This is a genomic window from Curtobacterium sp. MCBD17_026 (assembly GCF_003234895.2).
GTDB classification, from domain to species: domain Bacteria; phylum Actinomycetota; class Actinomycetes; order Actinomycetales; family Microbacteriaceae; genus Curtobacterium; species Curtobacterium flaccumfaciens.
In genome coordinates this window covers 1,645,371-1,662,363 of the sequence record NZ_CP126281.1, presented here as the reverse complement: position 1 = coordinate 1,662,363, position 16,993 = coordinate 1,645,371, and the positions used below count along the sequence as shown (strand labels likewise).

The window sequence follows — 16,993 nt, the reverse complement described above, 5'->3', positions numbered from 1 at the left end:
GGATCTGCTCGGCACGCGGTGCCGGGGACCCGGCGGACACGCCCGGACGAGCGTACCGGAGCGGACGACCCCGCCGGTTCGCGCGCGGCGCACCCACGATCGGTCCGGCGGGATTAGGCTTGACCCCGGGTAGACGGAGACCATCTGTATGAAGAGCACGCACACGAGCATCACGTCGCTGCCGGACACACCGGAGCAGGACCGGGCGCACCGCCTGTCCCGCTACGTCTGGCAGATGGCCATCCGAGTGGTCCTCTTCATCTCCGCAGTGCTCGTGTACTCGATCTGGCACTCGTGGTTGGCGGTCATCCCGATCGTCCTGGCCGCGGTGATCCCCTGGGTCGCCGTCGTCATCGCGAACGCCGGCAGCCGGACCGAGAGCGACATGATCTCCCCCGCCGGGTCCATCGAGCTCTACGACGCCGTCGACCCGCGTCTCCGCGAACAGCAGGAGGACGCCCGGGCGCAGGCCTACCGTGACGAGCAGGACCGCCTCCGCCAGCAGGCGCAGCACGCGCAGGACGAGTGGCAGCGCAACGGCGACCGATCGAAGATGTGGGGACCCCGCTGATGGGTGCGACGTTCGACCTGCAGACGGAACCCGGATCCACCCCGGTCTGCTCACGCGCCGGTTGCGTGTCGACGGCCGGGTGGCGTGTGAACTGGCGCAACCCCCGGATCCACGCGATCGACCGCGTGAAGATCTGGGCCGCGTGTGAAGAACACCGCGACTTCCTCGCCGACTACCTGCGGTCCCGCTCGTTCCCGGTGCGGGTCACCGGCATGCACGAGGACGTCGACCACCTCGACGACGAGCGCGAGTCGACCGCGGCGCCGAAGAACGACGTCGGGGTGCGCTCCACCGGCACCTCGCGATGACCGACGGCTTCGACCCGCAGTCCCGGTACGGCCGTAAGCACGCCGCCAAGCTGCAGCGCGCGTCCGCCCAGTCGGGTGCCCCGGCGCAGCAGCACGACCCCCGCGAACCGTTCGTCGGCTGGCGCTTCGTCCGGAGCCGCCGCTGGCTCGGCTACTTCGCGATCGCCGTCGCCTTCGCCGTCGTGTGCGCACTGTTCGGCATGTGGCAGTGGGACCGCCGCAACGAGGCCGTCCGGCAGAACGAGCAGGTCGCGCAGAACTACGACCACACCCCCGTCCCCCTCGACCGGGCGCTGCCGGAGGCCTCGAGCTGGCAGGACGAGCAGGAGTGGCTCCGGGTCGCCGTGACCGGCCGCTACGACGTCGACTCGCAGCTGCTCGTGCGCAACCGCGTGCACAACGGGCAGCCCGGGTTCGAGGTCCTGACGCCCCTGGTCACGGCCGAGGGTCGCGCCTTCATCGTCGACCGTGGGTGGGTGCCGACCGGCAACGCCCAGGACGCCCCCGACCACGTGCCCGCTCCCCCGTCCGGCGAGGTCACCGCGATCGTCCGCCTGCAGCAGAGCGAACCGCGCATTCCCGGCCGGTCCGACCCGAAGGACACCGACCAGGTGCAGTCGGTCACCCTGGCCGACGTGGCGGACAAGGTCGACGACCCGATCTGGACCGGTGCGTACGGGCAGCTCGCCTCCGAATCCCCCGCTCCGGCCGAGGCCCGCCCGCTCGGCTGGGAGCGTCCGAACGCCGACACCGGGCTGCACCTGAGCTACTTCATCCAGTGGTTCATGTTCGCCGCCGGGGGCTTCGGGTTCCTGGCGTACGTGATGGTGCAGGAGTACCGGAACCTCAACCAGGACGACCCGGAGGAGCGCGAGCGCGCCCTCGAGCGCGAACGCCGCAAGAACGCGAAGCCGAAGACCGACGCCGAGATCGAGGACGAGCTCATCGCATCACGTCGCTGACGCGGCGGCTGCGGCTGCGGCTGCGGCTGCGGCAGCGCTACCGGGTACGGACGACGCCGTCGTCTCCCCAGGACGCCGCCGGATTCGGCGGTGTCTCGCCGACAGCGAGGCGTCCCGCCTGCGCGACGGCGTCTCCACGGCCCGACACGGGGCCACGCGGCGAACGGGAGGCCCGGGGCAGCGCCGCCGCGGGCCTCCCGTCCGTCAGCAGCGCACGTCGACGGCCGCTCGCCGCTCCCGACGACCGGTCACGACCTGCCGCAGGTGCGCCCGCGGGCGGTCGCATCTCGTCGAGCGCCAGGTCGCCTGGCGACGGTTGGTGACCACTGCGCGCAACTGAGCGGGGTGTCCTGACCGGGCGGACGCGACGAAGGTCCGCCCGCCCGCCCAGCCGCCCCGGCTACGCGAGCTCGATGAGCTCCGCGTAGTCCTTGTTCCAGTGGTCCTCGGTGCCGTCCGGCAGCAGCAGCACGCGCTCGGGGTTGAGCGCCTCGACCGCGCCGGCGTCGTGGGACACCAGGACGACCGCGCCCTCGAAGCCGGCGAGGGCGTTGAGGATCTCCTCGCGCGAAGCCGGGTCCAGGTTGTTCGTCGGCTCGTCGAGCAGCAGGACGTTCGCGCCGGAGACCACGATCATCGCGAGCGACAGACGCGTCTTCTCACCACCGGACAGGACTCCGGCCTTCTTGTAGCCGTCGTCGCCGGTGAACAGGAACGACCCGAGCACCCGACGGGCCTCGGTCTCGTTGAGGTCGGTCGACGCCGACACCATGTTCTCGATCACCGTGCGGTTGATGTCGATGTTCTCGTGTTCCTGCGCGTAGTAGCCGATGCGCAGACCGTGGCCGGGCTGGATCTCGCCCGTGTCGGGCTGGTCGGCTCCCGCCAGGATGCGCAGCAGCGTCGTCTTGCCCGCACCGTTGAAGCCGAGGATGACCACGCGCGAACCACGGTCGATCGCCAAGTCGACACCCGCGAAGATCTCGAGCGACCCGTAGGACTTCGACAGCCCCTCGGCCATCAACGGGGTGCGGCCGCACGGGGCCGGGGTGGGGAAGCGGATCTTCGCGACCCGGTCGGCGACGCGCTCGTCCTCGAGGCCGGCGAGCAGCTTGTCGGCACGCGCGACCATCTGGTGGGCGGCTGCTGCCTTCGAGGCCTTCGCGCCGAAGCGGGCGGCCTGGTCCTTGAGCGTGGCGGCCTTCTTCTCGGCGCCCGCGCGCTCCTTGCGGCGGCGCTCCTCGTCGGCGACGCGCTGCCGCTGGTACAGCTTCCAACCCATGTTGTAGATGTCGATGGTCTGGCGGTTGGCGTCGAGGTAGAAGACGCGGTTCACGACCTCGTCGACGAGCTCGACGTCGTGGGAGATGATGATGACGCCACCGGGGTAGGTCTTCAGGTGCTCGCGGAGCCACACGACCGAGTCGGCGTCGAGGTGGTTGGTCGGCTCGTCGAGGATCATCGTCTCGGCGTCCGAGAACAGGATCCGGGCGAGCTCGATGCGCCGGCGCTGACCACCGGAGAGCGTCTTGAGCTGCTGGTCGAGGATGCGGTCCGGCAGCTTCAGGTTCGACGCGATCGAGGCAGCCTCGGCCTCGGCCGCGTAGCCACCGAGCGCGTTGAACTGGTCGTCGAGGCGGCTGTAGCGGCGCATCGCCTTCTCGGCCACCGCCGCGTCGTCGCTCGCCATGTCGAGGGTCGCGAGCCGGATGCCCTCCACGAGCTCGCCGAGCCCACGGGCATCGAGGATGCGCTTCCGCGCGGTCTCCTCCGGGTCGCCCGAGCGGGGGTCCTGCGGCAGGTAGCCGATCTCGCCACCGCGCTCGATCTTGCCGCCGGTGGGCTGCGTCTCGCCCGCGAGGGCCTTGGTCATCGTCGTCTTCCCCGCGCCGTTGCGGCCGACGAGTCCGATCTTGTCGCCCTTCTCGACACGGAAGGACACGTCCTCCATGAGGAGACGAGCTCCGACGCGGATCTCGAGTTCGTGCACGGCAAGCACAGTGGACGTCCAATCAGTTGGTGGGTTTGCACAACGGTGTGTGCGTGAGGTGCACCGCTACGCTGACGGGACCGATGGTTCCGAACGGAACCAGCAGTCCATTCTAGGAGAATCCATGACGAACGCCACCGGGTTCGCTCCCCGCGCAGTCCTCGCCGACCGTCTGCGCATGCACGGTCTGGCCACCGACGCCGCCCTCGTCGCCGGCGGAGCCCTGTTCACCGCCGCGATGGCGCAGCTCCAGGTCCCGATGTGGCCGGTCCCGATCACCGGGCAGACACTCGCCGTCGTGCTCGTCGGCGCGACGCTCGGCGCACGTCGCGGCATGCTCTCGCTGCTCGTCTACGCCGTCGCCGGACTCGCGGGTGCGCCGTTCTTCGCCGACATGCAGGGCGGCCTGCAGGCCCTCGCCCTGCCGAGCTTCGGGTACGTCATCGGCTTCATCCCCGCCGCCGGGCTCGTCGGGTGGCTCGCGCGCCGCAACTGGGACCGCCACGTCGGGCGCGCCGCGGTCGCGATGCTGCTCGCCAGTGCCATCCCGTTCGTGACCGGCCTGCCGTACCTGGCCGTCGCGCTCGGCCAGCTCGGTGCGCCGAACGACGTCCAGTCGGTGCTCGCCGCCGGCCTGTACCCGTTCGTCGTCGGTGGCATCGCCAAGGCCCTCATCGCCGCCGGCATCCTGCCGCTCGCGTGGAAGGCCGTCGGCCGCCGCTGACGCCTGGCACGAGAACGGCCCCGCACCGATCGGTGCGGGGCCGTTCTGCGTCCGGTGCGGGGACGGTCGGTCGGTCGGTCGGTCGGTCGGTCACGACTCCCCGCCAACTGGACGCCGAGTGGTCGCGTTCTGTCGCTTGGCGCGCCGTCAGCCGACAGGACGCGACCGTTCGGCCAACGTGAGCGGGTGGTCTCGACCGCTCGGCGGCGCGCCCCGCGCGTGGCGCGCGCACAGACGGACGGGAGGCGCGGTGCCAGCTGGCACCGCGCCTCCCGTCCGTGGTGGGTCGCGGCTAGATCGCGAACCCGAGGGCGCGCATCATCTCGCGTCCGTCGTCGGTGATCCGTTCCGGACCCCACGGCGGCATCCAGACCCAGTTGATCCGGAAGGCGTCCACGATGCCGTCGAGGGCATTCGCGGTGTCACCCTCGATGACGTCGGTCAGGGGGCAACCGGCGCTGGTGAGCGTCATGCTGATGACGAGCGCGTTGGCGTCGTCGTCCCAGGCGAGGTCGTAGATCAGACCGAGGTCGACGATGTTCACGCCGAGCTCCGGGTCCTGGACCTCCTTCAGTCCCTCGACGACCTCGTCGAACTTGTCGGGAGCGAGTGCGGCGATCATCGGGCCTGCGCCTCGGCGGCAGCGGCCTGCACGTAGCGGTCGTAGCCCTCGTTCTCGAGGCGGTCGGCGAGCTCGGGGCCGCCCTGCTCCGCGACCTTGCCGGCGACGAACACGTGCACGAAGTCCGGCTTGATGTAGCGGAGGATGCGCGTGTAGTGCGTGATGAGCAGCACACCGAGGCCGGTCGCGGCCTTGGCACGGTTGACGCCCTCGGAGACGATCTTCAGCGCGTCGACGTCGAGGCCGGAGTCGGTCTCGTCGAGGACGGCGAACTTCGGCTTGAGGAGCTCGAGCTGCATGATCTCGTGGCGCTTCTTCTCGCCGCCGGAGAAGCCCTCGTTGACGTTGCGCTCGGCGAACGACGAGTCCATCTTCAGGTCGGCCATCGACTGGCGGAGTTCCTTGATCCAGCCACGCAGCGCCGGAGCCTCACCGTCGATCGCCGTCTTGGCGGTGCGGAGGAAGTTCGACACCGTGACGCCGGGGATCTCGACCGGGTACTGCATCGCCAGGAACATGCCGGCACGGGCGCGCTCGTCGACGCTCATCGCGAGGACGTCCTGACCGTCGAGAGTGATCGTGCCACCGACGACGTTGTACCGGGGGTGCCCGGCGATCGTGTACGCCAGGGTGGACTTGCCGGAGCCGTTCGGCCCCATGATCGCGTGGATCTCGCCCTCGTTGATGGTGAGGTCGACACCCTTCAGGATCTCCTTGGTGCCCTGATCGGTGTCGATCGAGACCTTGAGGTCACGGATTTCCAGAGTGGACATTGCGTTCCTTCGGTTGCAGCTGTGGTGCGGCGTCAGCCGCGGGAAGTGGTGGGGGTGCTCAGTCGACCGGGACGACGTCCTGCACGTCGACGTAGACGTCGCCGTCGCGGACCTCGACCCGGAAGACCGGGACGGGCTCGTAGGCCGGGAAGTTCTGCGGCTTGCCGGTGGTCAGCGAGAAGCGAGACCCGTGGGCCCAGCACTCCAGCGAGTCTCCCTCGACGAAGCCCTCGGCCAGCGAGATGTCGCCGTGCGTGCAGGTGTCGCCGATGGCGTGGACCGTGCCGGACGAGTCCTTCACGATCGCGACCGCCGTGCCGCCGACGACCACGCGCATCGGGCTGTCCACCGCGATGTCGGCTTCGGCGCAGACCTTCTCGGCCATCAGGCGTTGGCCTCCGTGGCGCCGGCCTCGGCCGGTGCGGCGATGGCTTCGGCCGGTGCGGCGATGACCGAACGGCCCTCGGCCAGCTCCTGCTCGACCGCCGCGATGAGGCGTTCCTCGAGCTCGGGGGCGCCGATCTTCTGGATGACCTCGACCAGGAAACCGAGCACGACGAGGCGCCGGGCCTCTTCTTCCGGGACTCCGCGGGACTGCAGGTAGAACAGCTGCTCGTCGTCGAAGCGACCGGTCGCACTCGCGTGCCCGGCGCCCTCGATGTTGCCCGTCTCGATCTCGAGGTTCGGGATGCTGTCGGCACGGGTGCCGTCGGTCAGCACGAGGTTGCGGTTCTGCTCGTACGAGTCGGTGCCGTCGCCGGCGCGGCCGATCAGGACGTCACCGATCCAGACGGTGTGCGCGCCCTGGCCCTGCAGCGCCCCCTTGTAGTTGACCCGACCGCGCGTGTTGGGCGCGTCGTGGTTCACGTAGACCTGCTGCTCGATGTACTGGCCGGCGTCGGCGAAGTACACGCCGTACATCTCCGTGTCGGCGCCCTGCGCACCGAGGTGCGTCGACGGGTTGACCCGGATGACGTCGCCGCCGAGCGAGACCACGACGTGCTTGAGGAACGCGTCGCGACCGACCTCGGCGAAGTGCGTCGCGACGTGCACGGCGTCGTCGTCCCAGTCCTGCAGGCTGACGACGGTCAGTCGCGCGTTCTGCTGCGCGACGATCTCGACGTTCTCGCTGAGCAGGGCGCTGCCGCGGTTGTCGAGCACGACGATGCCCTGCGCGTTCGGCTCGGCCGTGATGACCGTGTGTGCGGCGCGGGGCTGCGACCCGAAGTCGGAGCGGGTCACCGTGATGAACTCGTGTGCCTCGGTGGCCTTGATCGTGATCGCCAGCACGGCGTCACGCGCGGTCCAGGCGGCGGCCGAGGCGCGGTCCTCGGGCAGCCCGGCGGAACCGACCCGCGGGTCGTCGCTCCGACCCCACTCGACGTCGGCACCCTCGGACTGGCGGGCGAGGTACGGGTAGGCGGATCCGTCGAGTCCGCCGTCCAGCAGCGGCTGGAGCTTGGCGAGCGGCGCGAACTTCCAGTTGACCTCTCGGCCGGTGACCTTCGGGAACGCCTCGACGTCGCCGGACTGGAACCGCTCGGAGCGGGTCTGGACCGGCACCTTCTTGTCGGGGGCGTCCCAGCCGCCGTCGGAGTGGGCTCCGGCGCCGTGCTGGGTGCCGCCCTGCGCTGCGGCAGCGGGCTCGATCGGCTGGTCGATGTGGGGAGGGGTGGTGCTGGACATCTAGCCGACGGATCCTTCCATGCTCATCTCGATGAGCTTGTTGAGTTCGAGTGCGTACTCCATCGGGAGCTCGCGGGCGATCGGCTCGATGAAGCCACGGACGATCATCGCCATCGCCTCGTCCTCGGCCATGCCGCGGGACATGAGGTAGAAGAGCTGCTCCTCGCTGACACGCGAGACCGTGGCCTCGTGTCCCAGCTGCACGTCGTCGACACGGATGTCGATCGCCGGGTAGGTGTCGCTCCGGCTGATCGTGTCGACCAGCAGGGCGTCGCAGCGCACGGTGTTGGCGGCGTGGTGCGCGGCCGGGTCGACCCGGACCTCACCGCGGTAGCCCGCACGACCGCCACCACGGGCGATCGACTTCGAGACGATCGACGACGTCGTGTACGGCGCCATGTGGATCATCTTCGCGCCGGCGTCCTGGTGCTGACCGGGGCCCGCGAAGGCGACGGAGAGCGTCTCGCCCTTGGCGTGCTCGCCGGCGAGGTAGATCGACGGGTACTTCATCGTGACCTTGGACCCGATGTTGCCGTCGATCCACTCCATCGTCGCGCCCTCGTGTGCGATCGCACGCTTGGTGACGAGGTTGTAGACGTTGTTCGACCAGTTCTGGATCGTCGTGTACCGAACGCGGGCGTTCTTCTTCACGATGATCTCGACGACGGCCGAGTGCAGCGAGTCGGACTTGTAGATCGGGGCGGTGCAGCCCTCGATGTAGTGGACGTACGAGTCCTCGTCCGCGATGATCAGCGTCCGCTCGAACTGACCCATGTTCTCGGTGTTGATCCGGAAGTAGGCCTGCAGCGGGATCTCGACGTGGACGCCCTTGGGGACGTAGACGAACGAGCCACCGGACCAGACGGCCGTGTTCAGCGCGGCGAACTTGTTGTCGCCGGCCGGGATCACGGTGCCGAAGTACTCCTCGAACAGCTCGGGGTGCTCACGGAGCGCCGTGTCGGTGTCCATGAAGATGACGCCCTGCTGCTCCAGGTCCTCGCGGATCTGGTGGTAGACGACCTCGGACTCGTACTGCGCGGCGACGCCGGCGACGAGGCGCTGGCGCTCGGCCTCGGGGATGCCGAGCTTCTCGTAGGTCGCACGGATGTCCTCGGGGAGGTCTTCCCACGACTGCGCCTGCTTCTCCGTGGAACGCACGAAGTACTTGATGTTGTCGAAGTCGATGCCCGTCAGGTCGGCACCCCACGTCGGCATCGGCTTGCGGCCGAAGAGCGACAGCCCCTTGAGGCGGTTCTTCAGCATCCACTCGGGCTCGTTCTTGAGGTTCGAGATGTCGGTGACGACCTCTTCCGAGATCCCACGACGGGCGGAGGACCCTGCCGAGTCGGAGTCGGACCAGCCGAACTCGTATTGGCCGAGCCCTTCGAGCTCGGGACGGTCGATGAGCACGTCGGACATGGTCTCCTCGTTTCCTTCTCGCGGGACAGCGTTACAGGTGTGAACCCGTGGCGTCTGGACGCCATTCCACCGCGGACCGCTGACATGCGGACCCGGTGCTGCTCCCTCGCAACGACAATGGTTCCACGCAGTCCGTGGAGTGATCGGCGATCTCGGCCCATTCGGAGCCGGCGCCTGCCTAGACTTGACTGCTGCTGAACCCTCGAATCCTACAGGTTCACTGCACGGAACAACAGGAAGGCACCACCCTCGTGACACGCGTCGGATCCCCCGTCGAGCAGGATCTCCGGACCGGACGGTGGTGGTCGCTCCCCCGCGTGGTGGACCGTCGCGTCGTCGCACTGGCCTGGGCGTCCTTCGTGGTCGAGGTCGTGCTGATCGGCACCGGGGGCCTGGTACGCCTCACCGCCTCGGGCCTCGGATGCCCCACCTGGCCCAAGTGCACGGCGGATTCGCTGGTCTCCACGCCGGAGATGGGCATCCACGGCATCATCGAGTTCGGCAACCGCCTGCTCACCTTCGTGCTCGTGATCGTGGCCGTCGCGATGTTCCTCGCGGTCGTCCGGATGCTCCGCACGCGCCCCGAACTGTTCTGGCTGGCGTTCGCTCAGGGCGTCGCGATCCCGGTGCAGGCCGTCATCGGCGGCATGAGCGTGTGGACGAACCTGAACCCCTTCGTGGTGGGGTTGCACTTCGTCGTCTCCGCCGCCCTCACCTCGGTGACCGCTGCGCTGGTCTACCGGACGACGCACGGCCCGCGGACCGCCCAGTGCCTCGTCCCCGGCTGGTACACGGGTGTCGTCCGCGGCACCGTCGCCGCCGTCGTCGTGACCGTGCTCGTCGGCATCCTGACCACCGGCAGCGGTCCGCACGCCGGAGCCGACGCCGCGGTCGACGGTGGGCGTCTGCATCGCACCGGGTTCGACCCCGCGGTCATGGAGCACGTGCACGCCTGGCCCGCGTACGCCCTCTTCGCGCTGACCCTGGTGCTCGTCATCGGAGCCGTCCGCCTGGGTCGTCCGAGCAAGTGGCCGCTGCTGCTGCTCGTCGTCGAGTTCCTGCAGATCGCCGTCGGCCTCACGCAGGCGCGCACGGGTCTGCCCGTCGGGCTCGTCGGCACGCACATGGTGCTCGCCGGGCTGCTCGTCGGTGCGGTGACCGCCGTGGTGCTGTCGACGCGGGCCTCGGCCGGTCGAGACGCCGTCCGGGAAACCATCGACGCCTGACGCCCGGGCGCGTCGCGCGCTCGGCACCCGTTCTCCGACACCCCACGAGTCGTTCGACTCGTGGGGTGTCGCGTTGACGGTGGGCATGACCAACGGGCGCACCACGCGCGGTCCGCAGCTGCGCGCGTCCGCCCCGCGGCCGACGCCGGCAGCGCCGGCCTGGAGGCCCGTGGCGGGCCCGCACCGTGCCTCCGGGCCGCCCGTGCCCAGCACAGAGCGCCGGCGTCGTCCGGAGACACCGCGGAGCGCGCGAGACGCCGCCGGATTCGGCGGCGTCCCGGCGGATGGGTGGGTGTCGTGCCGACACGACGGCGTCGTACGAACAGCCGCACACGACGGCGTCAGCCGGACACGACGGCGTCCGGCGGACCGAGCGCGCGCGGGCGCCCGCTCGACCGCCTAGAAGGTGAAGACCTGCGGCAGCAGCGGGTCGATGCCCACGGCGATGAAGAGCAGCGTCAGGTACGTGATCGAGCTGTGGAAGACGCGCATCGGCTGCACGTGCTCGACGTGCTGGATCGCCCGCGAGTAGAGGCGGTGCGACTCGAGGACGAACCAGACACCGCCGGCCAGCGCGACGACCGTGTAGAGCGGCCCCATGTGCCCGACCGGGATGAGCAGGAGCGAGCAGACGAGCGTCGCCCAGGCGTACAGCACGACCTGCAGGCCGACGACGGTTCGGCCGCGAACCACGGCGAGCATCGGCACGTCGGCCGCGTCGTAGTCGTCGCGGTACTTCATCGACAGCGGCCAGTAGTGCGGCGGCGTCCAGAGGAAGATCACCATGAACAGGATGACCGGGGTCCAGGTCAGCGACCCGGTGACGCCCGCCCAGCCGATGAGCACCGGCATGCAGCCGGCCGAGCCGCCCCAGACGATGTTCTGCGGGGTGCGGCGCTTGAGCCACAGCGTGTAGACGAACACGTAGATGAGGATCGCGATGACGCTCAGCGCCGCGGCGAGCCAGTTCACCAGGAACCCGAGCACCGCGGTCGACAGGATGCCGAGCACCCACGAGAACACGAGCGCTTCGCGGTCGGACAGCTCACCGGTGACGAGCGGGCGGGTGCTGGTCCGCTTCATCAGCCGGTCGATGTCGCGGTCGATGTAGCAGTTGAACGCCGACGCCGAACCGGCCGACATCGCTCCGCCGAGCATCGTCCAGAAGACGAGCCACAGGTCGGGGACGCCGCGTTCGGCGAGGAACATCGTCGGCGCCGTGGTGACGAGCAGCAGCTCCATCACGCGCGGCTTCGTCAACGAGACGTACGCACGGACCTTGCGGGACAGCGGCGATCGGGGTCGATCGGTGTCGGGCCGGGTCACGGTGGCAGTCGGCAAGAGAACCTCAGTCTGTTCGCATCAGCTCGCACACTCGGTGGACGACTGCGACGGCGTCCGGGCATGCGCTGACCCGGAATGTCCACGGGTCCCGACCAGTTTACGTGATCGAAGCGCCGCGACGGTGCCCCGCTCCGACATCCCGGCGTGATTCGGAGCGCTCGACACGCCCGGATCGACCGTCGTCGGCCACCCCGGTGTGAACATCGGGGGTCACCTGAACCCCTTCTGAGTACCGGGTCACTATGCTGGACACGCCCTCCCGCAGTGCGCGCCCCGATGACGTCGGCCGCGATGAGCCGGTCGGCCGCCGCTAGACGGCGACACGACTCGGCCCCGGGATGGCCACATGTCCGTGCGATGGCACGAGCCCTCGCACATGTCGCATCAAGAAGGGTCAACATCCAAGTGGCTGAATTCACCTGGGACGCCATCGACCGGAAGGCCGTCGACACGGCCCGCGTTCTCGCCGCCGACTCGGTCGAGGCCGCCGGCAACGGTCACCCCGGCACCGCGATGAGCCTCGCTCCGCTCGCCCACCTGCTCTTCCAGAAGGTGATGCGTCGCGACCCGAGCGACTCCACCTGGATCGGCCGCGACCGCTTCATCCTCTCCGCCGGTCACGCCTCGATCCTGCAGTACGTGCAGTTCTACCTGCACGGCTACGGGCTCGAGATCGAGGACCTGCAGCACCTGCGCAAGTGGGGCTCGAAGACCCCGGGTCACCCGGAGTACGGCCACACCGACGGCGTCGAGATCACCACGGGCCCGCTCGGCCAGGGCCTCGCGTCCTCGGTCGGCTTCGCCTACGCCCAGCGCTTCGAGCGCGGCCTGTTCGACCCGGAGACCCCGGCCGGCCAGTCGCCGTTCGACCACTACACCTACGTGATCGCCGGCGACGGCGACATGCAGGAAGGCGTGACGAACGAGTCCGGCTCGCTCGCCGGCCGTCAGCAGCTCGGCAACCTCATCGCGTTCTACGACTCGAACCAGATCTCGATCGAGGACAACACCGACATCGCGTTCTCCGAGAGCGTCGCCGACCGCTACGAGGCGCTCGGCTGGCACGTCCAGGTCGTCGACTGGAAGAAGACCGGCGAGTACTCCGAGGACGTCGAGGAGCTCCACGCCGCGATCGAGGCCGCCAAGCAGGTCACCGACAAGCCGTCGCTCATCGTCCTCAAGACGATCATCGGCTGGCCGTCGCCGACCAAGCAGAACTCGGGCAAGATCCACGGTTCGGCGCTCGGCGCCGACGAGATCAAGGGCCTCAAGGAGGTCCTCGGCTTCGACACCGACAAGACCTTCGAGGTCGCCCCCGAGGTCCTCGAGTACACCCGCGGCGCCGTCGCCAAGGGCCAGGCCGAGCACGCCGAGTGGCAGAAGACCTTCGACGCGTGGGCCGCGGCCAATGCCGACAAGAAGGCGCTGTTCGACCGTGTCCAGTCGAAGGAGCTCCCGGAGGGCCTCGAGGCAGCGCTCCCGGTGTTCCCGACCGACAAGGCCGTCTCGACCCGTGCCGCCTCCGGCAAGGTCATCAACGCCATCGCGCCGCTGATGCCCGAGTTCTGGGGCGGTTCGGCCGACCTCGCCGAGTCGAACCTCACCACGATCGAGGGCGCCAAGTCCTTCGGTCCGGCCGAGGCCTCGACCTCGACGTGGAGCACCGACCCGTACGGCCGCGTGCTGCACTTCGGCATCCGCGAGCACGCGATGGGCTCGATCCTCAACGGCATCGTCCTGCACGGGAACACCCGCCCCTTCGGTGGCACGTTCCTCATCTTCAGCGACTACATGCGTCCGGCTGTCCGTCTCGCCGCGCTCATGCAGGCGCCGGCGATCTACGTCTGGACCCACGATTCCATCGCCCTCGGCGAGGACGGCCCGACGCACCAGCCGATCGAGCAGGTCTCGTCGCTCCGCGCGATCCCCGGTCTCGACGTCGTCCGCCCGGCCGACGCCAACGAGGTCGCGTACGCGTGGCTCGAGATGCTCAAGCACACCGACCGCCCGGCCGGCATCGCGCTGAGCCGTCAGAACCTCCCCGTGTTCGAGCGTGGCGAGGGTGACGCCTCCGGTGAGGTCTTCGCCTCGGCGAAGAACGTCGCCAAGGGTGCGTACATCCTGGCCGAGGCGCCCAACGGCACCCCGGACGTCATCCTCATCGCGACCGGTTCCGAGGTCCAGATCGCGGTCGAGGCACGCGAGCAGCTCAAGGCCGAGGGCATCAACGCCCGCGTCGTGAGCGCCCCGTCGATCGAGTGGTTCCGCGCCCAGTCCGAGAACTACCAGGACCAGGTGCTCCCGAAGAACGTCACCGCTCGCGTGTCGGTCGAGGCCGGCATCGCCATGAGCTGGCGCGACATCGTCGGCGACAAGGGCCGCAGCGTCTCGATCGAGCACTTCGGTGCATCGGCCGACTACCAGACGCTCTTCAAGGAGTTCGGCTTCACGACGGAGCACGTCGTGGCCGCCGCGAAGGAATCGATCGCAGCTTCCTGACCTGCAAGGGCCGGGTCCGGTTTGCCGGATCCGGCCCTTCTTCCGGGAGGCCCGGCTCGGTTCCGCCACGGGCCTCCCGTCCCCGAAACCCCGACTCACGGTCCTCACGGACCCGTCGATGAAAGAAGAAGAGAAACACATGGCTGAGAACACCCCCACCGCCGCCCTCTCCGCGGTCGGCGTGAGCATCTGGCTCGACGACCTCTCCCGCGAGCTCCTCGAGACCGGCAAGCTCACCGAGCTCATCGAGCAGAAGAACGTCGTCGGCGTGACGACCAACCCGACGATCTTCGCGTCGGCCCTCGCCAAGGGCGAGCGCTACGACTCGCAGGTCAAGGAGCTCGCCGCTGCGGGCACCGACGTCACCGACGCGATCTTCGAGATCACCACGCAGGACGTCGCGAACGCCTCCGACGTCTTCAAGCCGATCTACGACGAGACCAAGGGCTTCGACGGCCGCGTTTCGATCGAGGTCGAGCCGGGCCTCGCGCACGACACCGCCAAGACCATCGAGCAGGCCAAGTTCCTGTTCGAGAAGGTCGGCAAGGAGAACGTCCTCATCAAGATCCCGGCGACGCTCGAGGGCCTCGAGGCGATCACCGAGGTCATCGGCGCCGGCATCTCCGTCAACGTCACCCTGATCTTCTCGCTCGAGCGCTACCGCGCCGTCATCGACGCCTACCTCGGTGGGCTCGAGAAGGCCAAGGCCGCCGGCCACGACCTCTCCAAGATCCACTCGGTCGCGTCCTTCTTCGTGTCGCGCGTCGACTCCGAGATCGACAAGCGCCTGGACGCCGTCGGCACCGACGAGGCCAAGGCCCTCAAGTCGAAGGCCGGCATCGCCAACGCGCAGCTCGCCTACCAGGTCTGGACCGAGGCGTTCGCCTCGGAGCGTGCCCTCGGCCTGCTCGAGTCCGGCGCCAACACGCAGCGTCCGCTCTGGGCCTCGACCGGTGTCAAGGACCCGTCGCTCCCCGACACGCTCTACGTGACCGAGCTCGCCGCCCCGAACACCGTCAACACGATGCCGGGCAAGACGCTCGACGCCACGTTCGACCACGCTGAGATCCACGGCGACGCCATCGCCGGCACGTTCGACCAGGCACAGCAGGTCCTCGACCAGCTCGCCGCACAGGGCGTCGACTACGACGAGGTCGTCGCACTGCTCGAGAAGGAGGGCGTGGACAAGTTCAACGTCTCCTGGGGCGAGCTCGTCGACACCGTCAAGAACGCGCTCGAGGGCGCCAAGTAGTGACGGTTTCCATCGCAGCCAGCGGCGACGCCGCGCGGGCCATCGAACAGGTGGTCCCGCGGCTCGTCGCTGACCTGGTGGCCTCGGGCATCACCGCCCAGGACGCCGATCTGTGGGGAACCGCCGCCGAGGCCGAGGCGTCGAAGCGCCTCGGCTGGGTGGAGGCCGTCTCGGTCTCCCGCCCGCTCGTCGCCGAGGTGACCGCGCTGCGCGAGTCGCTCCGTGCCGAAGGGGTCGACCACGTCGTCCTCGCCGGCATGGGCGGCTCGTCCCTCGCACCCGAGGTCATCACGCGCACCGCTGGCGTGCCCCTCACGGTCCTCGACTCGACCGACCCCGCACAGGTCCGCGCAGCCGTGACGACCGACCTCGAGCGCACCGTGCTCGTGGTCTCGTCGAAGTCCGGTTCGACGCTCGAGACCGATTCGCAGCGTCGTGTCTACGAGCAGGCCTTCCGCGACGCCGGAATCGACCCGGCCCGCCGCATCGTCGTCGTCACCGACCCGGGCTCCGCGCTCGAGGCCGCTGCGATCGACGCCGGCTACCGCGTCTTCACCGCCGACCCCACGGTCGGCGGCCGCTACTCCGCGCTCACCGCCTTCGGCCTCGTGCCGTCCGGGCTCGCGGGAGCGGACATCGCCGAACTCCTCGACGAGGCCGACGCGATCTCCGCGCTGCTCTCGGTCGACCTGGACGAGAACCCCGGGCTCGTGCTCGGTGCGGTCCTCGCCGGAACCGAGCCGCTGCGCGACAAGATCGCCATCGTGCCCGACGGCACGCACATCGTCGGTTTCGGCGACTGGGTCGAACAGCTGATCGCGGAGTCGACCGGCAAGGACGGCCGCGGCCTGCTGCCCGTCGTGCTGCACGCGGACTCCCCCGAGGTCACCGCCGGCCTGCCCGACGTCCAGGTCATCCGCCTGGTCGGTTCGCGCGAGGACGAGCGTCACGTGGCCGAGGGCGAGGTCGAGATCACCGGCACGCTCGGCGGCCAGATCCTCGTCTGGGAGTACGCCGTCGCGGTCGCCGGTCGCCTGCTCGGCATCAACCCGTTCGACCAGCCCGACGTCGAGGCCGCCAAGGTCGCGACCCGCGCGCTGCTCGACGACCGCCCCGCTCCGGCGGAGCCGGCGTTCTCCGAGGACGGCATCGCCGTCCGCGCGACGCCCGGACTCGCGGTCGGTGCGACGCTCTCGGAAGCCGTGTCGGGCCTCCTGTCCGCACTCGACCCGACCGGCTACGTGGCGGTGCAGGCGTACGTCGACCGCACCACGAACAGCGGCCTCGAGTCGCTGCGCGACGCGATCGCGGCGCGTACCGGACGCCCCGTCACCTTCGGGTACGGACCTCGGTTCCTGCACTCGACCGGCCAGTACCACAAGGGCGGCCCCGCCACAGGAGTGTTCCTGCAGATCGTGGCCGACGAAGCGGACGACCTGGCGATCCCGGGTCGGCCGTTCACGTTCGGGCAGCTCCTCCGGGCCCAGGCAGCCGGCGACGCGAGTGTCCTCGCCGAGCACGGCCGGCCGGTCCTCACCCTCACGACGTCGGACGTCCACGCCGCCACCGCGGCGATCGCGTCCGCCGTCTCCCACTGACTCGTAAGGAGTTCACCGA

At 69.5% G+C, this 16,993-nt stretch carries 15 protein-coding genes; 8 read left to right on the top strand and 7 right to left on the bottom strand.

Features of this window, described 5'->3' with window-relative positions; genetic code table 11:
- The first annotated feature begins 148 nt into the window (after window positions 1-148).
- From DEI85_RS07780 to DEI85_RS07770, 3 genes are read left to right on the top strand one after another with little or no spacing between them, the layout of a single operon-like run.
- Window positions 149-571 carry a DUF3099 domain-containing protein gene (locus DEI85_RS07780; RefSeq protein WP_051596733.1) on the top strand — a complete coding sequence of 141 codons (423 nt, stop codon included), beginning with the start codon at window positions 149-151 and terminating at the stop codon, window positions 569-571.
- A complete protein-coding gene (locus DEI85_RS07775) occupies window positions 571-879 on the top strand; it encodes a hypothetical protein (RefSeq protein WP_371830589.1) in 309 nt (102 codons plus the stop codon). Before DEI85_RS07780 ends, DEI85_RS07775 begins: the two co-directional genes overlap by 1 nt.
- Window positions 876-1,841 (top strand): SURF1 family cytochrome oxidase biogenesis protein, encoded by a 966-nt coding sequence (locus DEI85_RS07770; protein ID WP_110862765.1) that lies wholly within the window; start codon window positions 876-878, stop codon window positions 1,839-1,841. The genes DEI85_RS07775 and DEI85_RS07770 overlap by 4 nt, the downstream gene beginning before the upstream one ends.
- Before the next feature lie 400 nt (window positions 1,842-2,241).
- Here DEI85_RS07770 and DEI85_RS07765 read toward each other — a convergent pair whose 3' ends face one another.
- Complete coding sequence (locus DEI85_RS07765) at window positions 2,242-3,840, bottom strand: ABC-F family ATP-binding cassette domain-containing protein (RefSeq protein WP_027465675.1); 1,599 nt, start codon at window positions 3,838-3,840, stop codon at window positions 2,242-2,244.
- A gap of 115 nt (window positions 3,841-3,955) precedes the next feature.
- Here DEI85_RS07765 and DEI85_RS07760 point away from each other — a divergent pair, with 115 nt between their 5' ends.
- The gene (locus tag DEI85_RS07760) at window positions 3,956-4,555 is read left to right on the top strand and encodes a biotin transporter BioY (protein WP_111123669.1); all 600 of its coding nucleotides are present in this window, start codon (window positions 3,956-3,958) and stop codon (window positions 4,553-4,555) included.
- Between the two features lie 292 nt (window positions 4,556-4,847).
- Here the strand turns inward: DEI85_RS07760 and DEI85_RS07755 are convergent, their stop codons facing one another.
- From DEI85_RS07755 to sufB, 5 genes are read right to left on the bottom strand one after another with little or no spacing between them, the layout of a single operon-like run.
- On the bottom strand, window positions 4,848-5,177 hold the full coding sequence (locus tag DEI85_RS07755) for a metal-sulfur cluster assembly factor (protein ID WP_017887270.1): 330 nt from the start codon (window positions 5,175-5,177) through the stop codon (window positions 4,848-4,850).
- Window positions 5,174-5,950: a Fe-S cluster assembly ATPase SufC gene (gene sufC / locus DEI85_RS07750; RefSeq protein WP_111123668.1), complete on the bottom strand. Its 777-nt coding sequence runs from the start codon at window positions 5,948-5,950 to the stop codon at window positions 5,174-5,176. The genes DEI85_RS07755 and sufC overlap by 4 nt, the downstream gene beginning before the upstream one ends.
- 58 nt (window positions 5,951-6,008) lie before the next feature.
- Window positions 6,009-6,335, bottom strand: coding sequence for a non-heme iron oxygenase ferredoxin subunit (locus DEI85_RS07745; protein WP_017887268.1), 327 nt, complete (start codon window positions 6,333-6,335; stop codon window positions 6,009-6,011).
- Complete coding sequence (gene sufD / locus DEI85_RS07740) at window positions 6,335-7,636, bottom strand: Fe-S cluster assembly protein SufD (RefSeq protein WP_258376349.1); 1,302 nt, start codon at window positions 7,634-7,636, stop codon at window positions 6,335-6,337. The genes DEI85_RS07745 and sufD overlap by 1 nt, the downstream gene beginning before the upstream one ends.
- Window positions 7,637-9,055, bottom strand: coding sequence for a Fe-S cluster assembly protein SufB (sufB, locus tag DEI85_RS07735; protein WP_027465678.1), 1,419 nt, complete (start codon window positions 9,053-9,055; stop codon window positions 7,637-7,639).
- Between the two features lie 251 nt (window positions 9,056-9,306).
- Here sufB and DEI85_RS07730 point away from each other — a divergent pair, with 251 nt between their 5' ends.
- Complete coding sequence (locus DEI85_RS07730; protein WP_111123667.1) at window positions 9,307-10,281, top strand: COX15/CtaA family protein; 975 nt, start codon at window positions 9,307-9,309, stop codon at window positions 10,279-10,281.
- A gap of 399 nt (window positions 10,282-10,680) precedes the next feature.
- Here the strand turns inward: DEI85_RS07730 and DEI85_RS07725 are convergent, their stop codons facing one another.
- Entirely contained in the window at window positions 10,681-11,607 is a 927-nt protein-coding gene (locus DEI85_RS07725; protein WP_110862759.1) for a heme o synthase, read from the bottom strand.
- Between the two features lie 423 nt (window positions 11,608-12,030).
- Here DEI85_RS07725 and tkt point away from each other — a divergent pair, with 423 nt between their 5' ends.
- The 3 genes from tkt to DEI85_RS07710 all read left to right on the top strand — a co-directional run bounded on the left by tkt (window position 12,031) and on the right by DEI85_RS07710 (window position 16,974).
- Complete coding sequence (tkt, locus tag DEI85_RS07720; protein WP_110862758.1) at window positions 12,031-14,124, top strand: transketolase; 2,094 nt, start codon at window positions 12,031-12,033, stop codon at window positions 14,122-14,124.
- A gap of 139 nt (window positions 14,125-14,263) precedes the next feature.
- The gene (tal, locus tag DEI85_RS07715; RefSeq protein ID WP_110862757.1) at window positions 14,264-15,376 is read left to right on the top strand and encodes a transaldolase; all 1,113 of its coding nucleotides are present in this window, start codon (window positions 14,264-14,266) and stop codon (window positions 15,374-15,376) included.
- On the top strand, window positions 15,376-16,974 hold the full coding sequence (locus tag DEI85_RS07710; RefSeq protein WP_111123666.1) for a phosphoglucose isomerase-related protein: 1,599 nt from the start codon (window positions 15,376-15,378) through the stop codon (window positions 16,972-16,974). Before tal ends, DEI85_RS07710 begins: the two co-directional genes overlap by 1 nt.
- The last annotated feature ends 19 nt before the right edge of the window (window positions 16,975-16,993 follow it).